Genomic DNA, 4,614 nt, shown 5'->3' with positions numbered 1-4,614 from the left:
CGGGAAGCGCCGGAATTCGCCGTCGGTCTTCGAGGTCAGGCCGGCGCTCGCGACCAGGTGCAGGCACGAAGCGCGCTCCGGGCATTCCGCCGCCAACGGGCAGGTGACGCACGAGTCACCCGGGCCGATCAGCCAGACCCTGGCAAGGGCCACCTCGGGAAGCGAAAGGGCCTGGGCGGCCAGGACGGTGGCAAGGCCCCCCAGCGTCTGATCGCCGGCCGGAAACCGCCCTTTCATTCGGCGCGCTTACGAAATGTCGCGGTCACAGGCCGGATCTTATTCACGAAATATAGTAAGTCAATGATTGGTTCCAGACTGAGATTTGAGAAATATTTCGCAACGACTTAGGTGCTACGACCTGGCCTCGGACATGGCAGGCGCGGCTGTTCAAGCCAGCTGCGCACGATCTCGGCCAGTCGCTCAGGTCTGGAAGCCGGGTGGAGATGTCCGGCGCCCTCGACCACCGCCCGATTGGCGTGCGCGATTCCCCGCGCCAGCTCCTCGGCGGCCGCGAGAGCGAACGCGGTGTCGCGCTCGCCGGTCACGATCAGGGTCGGGCAGGTGACGCGCGACAGTGCGGCGCGCGCGTCGAACGCGAACGCCAGTCGGATGCGCTGCCGCAACAGCGCGATCGGCACGCGCCGTACGCCGAAGCGCACGAGCTCGATCAGCTCGGGGGCGCAGTGCGGGTCGAACACCCAGGCGTTGCGGTTCGCGAGCGCGCCGGCTAGGCGGCGGGACATCGCGTCCGGCAGCCAGCGCATGCCGGCGAGCGCCAGCGGCTGTTCGATCCAGCGCGTGAAGCGCGCGCCCGGCGGCGTGAAGACGCGCGCGAAGCCGCTCGAGAGAATCAACGCGCGCACGCGTTCCGGATGCTCGATCGCCCAGCGCAGCGCGAGCGCCGCGCCCAACGAATGGCCGAATAGTAAGCAGGGCCCGGAGTCCACCGCGTCGGCCACCGCGCTCACGTCGTCGAGCAGCCGCGAGCACGAGGGCGCGCCGAAGAATCGCGCCCGCAGATCGAAGCTGATGACTCGATGGCGCCGGGCGAGCAGCGGCGCTAGCGCGAGATACGCTTCCTTCCAACCGGGCATCGGCGGCAGCAGCAGCATCGGCGCGCCCGAGCCGAGCGACACGCCTTCGATCGCCCCGTCGCCGACGTCGAAGCGGCATGGCCGCCAGTCGGCGAGCTGGTCCGGCGAGACGAGCGCACGCCAGCGCGGGTCCAAAGGGATCGAGAGCGAGGGCTCGCTTCGCGGGCTCATGCCGCGAAGCATAGCGGGTGGGGCGAGGGATTGAGGCGCCTACTGCATCAGCGCGACGCGAGCCACCGCGCGATCCCTGCCTGAACGGAGGACGAGGAAGTATAGCCCGGCAGGCACGCGATCGAGCGCCACTCGGACCTCCGCATGCCCGGCGGGATGCGATCCTTCCAACAACGCGGCGACGCGGCGACCCAGAAGGTCGTGGAGGGCGATGCTCGCAGGCCCGGAACGCGGCAGATCGAAGCTGATCGCCAGTGCTCCACGCGACGGATTGGGCGCGACCGAACGAATCGCAAGACGGCGTGGCAGCGCGCTCGGGCCGCCGGCCACTCCGACATCGCCGCCGATGCTGAGCAGCCCGCCGCTGCGATCCCAGGCGACGTTGTCCGCCGAATCGCGAGCGACCACTTTGAAGGCAACACTGTCGGAGAGCGGCGGCGTTACCGTCCAGGTATACGCGCCCGTATTCAGCAGACTCTTCGCGATGCTCTGGTACGGTCCATCGCGACCGTGCCGCGAGACGAACAGGTCGATCGAAGAAACTCCCACGTTGTCTGTCGCGTACCAGGTGATGTTCGCGGGCTGGCCGACGGGGAGCATGGTCGAGGGCACCGGTCCAAGCAGAGTAACGGCAGGCGGAACCGGATCGCGGCCCCAGAGAATCGTGATTCCATCGTCGAGCCCATTCCAGGTCGACGTGAGAAGCGCGTCCAGTCGTCCGTCACCATTGAAGTCACCGAAGCGGTACAAGGCGTAGCTGGGATAGCAGCAACTCCCCATGACCATTGGCTCATAGTAGAGGGGGACTTCGTAGCCCTCGTATCCGCTCTCGGGGCTCATTCCTCCTGCGCCGTCGCCCAGGGCAATCCCAAAGCCGGCCTCGAGTTTGTACGCAGCGTCGACATTCCCATCTCCATTCACGTCTCGAAACGACATCGCGTCCAGGTCAGAGGTTGCCGCCGCGGGCCACGGAAGCTGTGCGGCGTTCGCGAGACTCCCGTCAGGGTTGAAAGTGCTGACGAGAAGTGTTCGTCCGAGAATGCCGCCGAACGGGATATCGCGAGATGGAACGAACAACGCGCTGTTCCCGCCCGGGCGCAGGCGTGCGATGCCGGCCGCGAGGCTCGCATGAAAGTCGGTGGAGGCCACAGGGACGTTGGAGAACGCGTTGTTGCCAGTTCCAATCTCGGCTCCTACGACGCCGGCGAGTATCGCGAGATCCGGAATGGAGTCGCCGTTGAGTTCCCCGACCTCGGCGTCGAGAGCAGTCACGGGGAATTCGATTGGTGGGCCGAAGGTGCCATCTCCGCGGCCCGGATAGACTCCGACCCCATTGGTCTCGGGCGCGACCAGGTCCAAGTGCCCGTCGCCGTTCGCATCCGCAACTCGGAAGAGCCGGTACGCGCCGGGAGCTGCGAGCTCAACTGGCGCGCAAAGAGTCCCGTCGCCGTTCCCCCGGTACCATGTGAAAAGCGTGGACTCCGGAGTCGCTGCCCACACGACCACGTCCAGCTTTCCATCTTCATCAAGGTCGGCGGCGAACACGCCGTTGATGCCGCCGTTAACGGGCTGAGCGGGCATGGCAACCAGCGCATGACCCGGCTGCGCAAGCAGAATGGACACGCTCTGAGTCGTGTACCCGTCGTCGTAAGGCGCCACCACATCGGCACGGCCGTCGTTGTTGAAGTCGCCCACCGCCGCGTAGACATACTTGCCGGGGACGAACGTTCGTCGCGTGTGGGGTTCGAACCCGCCATCAACGTCGCCGAGCGCGACGAAAACGCCGCGCAGCCCATCAATCGACTTGGCGACCACGTCGGGGTGCTCATCGCCATTCATGTCGGCGACCACGATGGGAGAGAGCGGGCGCCCGACGGCGGTGCTTTCCGGCGGCCCGAAGGCAAAATTGCCGAGGCCATGCCGGACCTGGAGCATTCCCGTTCGCAAGTCCGGAACGACCAGGTCGGGGATGCCATCGCCGTTCATGTCGTGAGCCGCGATGCTGTATGCGTGGGCTGGCGGCGGGCTCAGCGGCTGCGGTGCGCCAAAAGTTCCATCGCCGAGACCCTGAAAGACGGTCAGGCTAGCCGCTCGAGCGACTGATAGGTCGGGAATGCCGTCCCCGTTGAGATCGGCGACATCGAGTCCGCCCGTGTCCCACAGCTGCGGGTAGCGAACCGCCTTGAACGAGAACGTCCCATCGCCATTACTGATCCCCACCAGAAGGTCCGAGCTAGCCTCGCCCTGTGCTATTGCCAGATCTGCGCGGCCGTCACGGTTGAAATCCGCTGATCGAGCCACCACGACCCACGCCGCGAGACTGTCCGAATTCTGTGTAACGGCCTGGGAGGCGCGGCCGGGTCTCGATAGAAAGGTCTTCATTGCGGCCAGTCCAGCGGCGGATGCCGAATAGAAGCAGGTTGCCAGGTCGGGTCTTCCATCACCGTCGTAGTCGCCCGCGACGACGAAGAAGGCGGGGTCGCCTGAGAGCATGACGGGAGTGAAGTGCGTGCCACTTCCATCGCCGAAGAAAATCTCCGCCCCGTGATACTGACCTCCACAGGCGATGTCCTTGAACCCATCGCCGTCGAAATCGGCGATGTCATACCAGTCGAAGCCCGGAGCGGCGGCGACGATCGGCGGCTGCAGAGTCCCGTCGCCGTTCCCGAGGAGGACGAGAGTCACGTCCCCGGGCCCACTCGTCACCAGATCAAGACGACCGTCTCCGTTGAGATCTCCAACGGCGAATTGGGTGGGCCAGGAGAGACTGGCGACTCCGGCCAGCTGCGATAGCAACGGTGCGTCGAATCGAATTGTCGCGCCGGCCGCGCTCGCGAACAGGATCGCGGCGAGCGGTGCAAGGAGAGCGCCGGAGATCTTCGGGAACGCGCGAGGCCTCAACGGCGAAAGAGAGTTCATGCGGTCTCATTATCGGCGCGGCGGCACCGCCCGTTCACGCAAAAGGCCATCATAGTCGCCGAAAACTCCGCGCCCCGACGTGTGGTCACGCCGGGGCGTTCGGGGGCGACGACCGGGACGATGCCCGGGCAAACCTTCTACGGCAACAGGGCCAGCCGCTTCTCGAAGTTCTTCTCGGGCGTGCTCAAGCGATAGAAGTAGATGCCGGCGCCCACTCGCGAGCCGGCGTCGTTCCGCCCATCCCAGCTCGCCTGGTGGAGGCCGGCGGCGAAGCTCCCCGACGCGAGGCGCCGCACGCGCCGCCCCTGGGCGTCGAATATGTCGAGCGCGATCGCGCCCGAGCGCGCGAGTCCGAAGCGAATGGTGGTCCCGGCGCCGGCGGGATTGGGCGCGTTCTGCGACAGGAAGCTGACCGCCGGAACCTCGCCCA

At 66.4% G+C, this 4,614-nt stretch carries 4 protein-coding genes; all 4 read right to left on the bottom strand.

Translation table 11 applies throughout. The features are described from left to right. The coding region (locus VMJ70_15325; protein ID HTO92502.1) for a hypothetical protein at nt 1–237 on the bottom strand (237 nt) is incomplete at its 3' end. A gap of 107 nt (nt 238–344) precedes the next feature. Next, a complete protein-coding gene (locus VMJ70_15320) occupies nt 345–1,265 on the bottom strand; it encodes an alpha/beta hydrolase (protein ID HTO92501.1) in 921 nt (306 codons plus the stop codon). A 39-nt stretch (nt 1,266–1,304) separates the two neighbouring features. Beyond that, the gene (locus VMJ70_15315) at nt 1,305–4,184 is read right to left on the bottom strand and encodes an FG-GAP-like repeat-containing protein (protein HTO92500.1); all 2,880 of its coding nucleotides are present in this window, start codon (nt 4,182–4,184) and stop codon (nt 1,305–1,307) included. Nucleotides 4,185–4,321: 137 nt separating this feature from the next. Further along, nucleotides 4,322–4,614, bottom strand: a 293-nt coding sequence (locus tag VMJ70_15310; GenBank protein ID HTO92499.1) for a FlgD immunoglobulin-like domain containing protein, incomplete at its 5' end; no start/stop codon positions are given.

Source organism: Candidatus Sulfotelmatobacter sp. (assembly GCA_035498555.1).
In the GTDB taxonomy this organism is placed as follows: Bacteria; Eisenbacteria; RBG-16-71-46; order RBG-16-71-46; family RBG-16-71-46; genus DATKAB01.
Note: the sequence above shows the minus strand (reverse complement) of the source record. Positions and strands in the feature narration are given on the sequence as shown.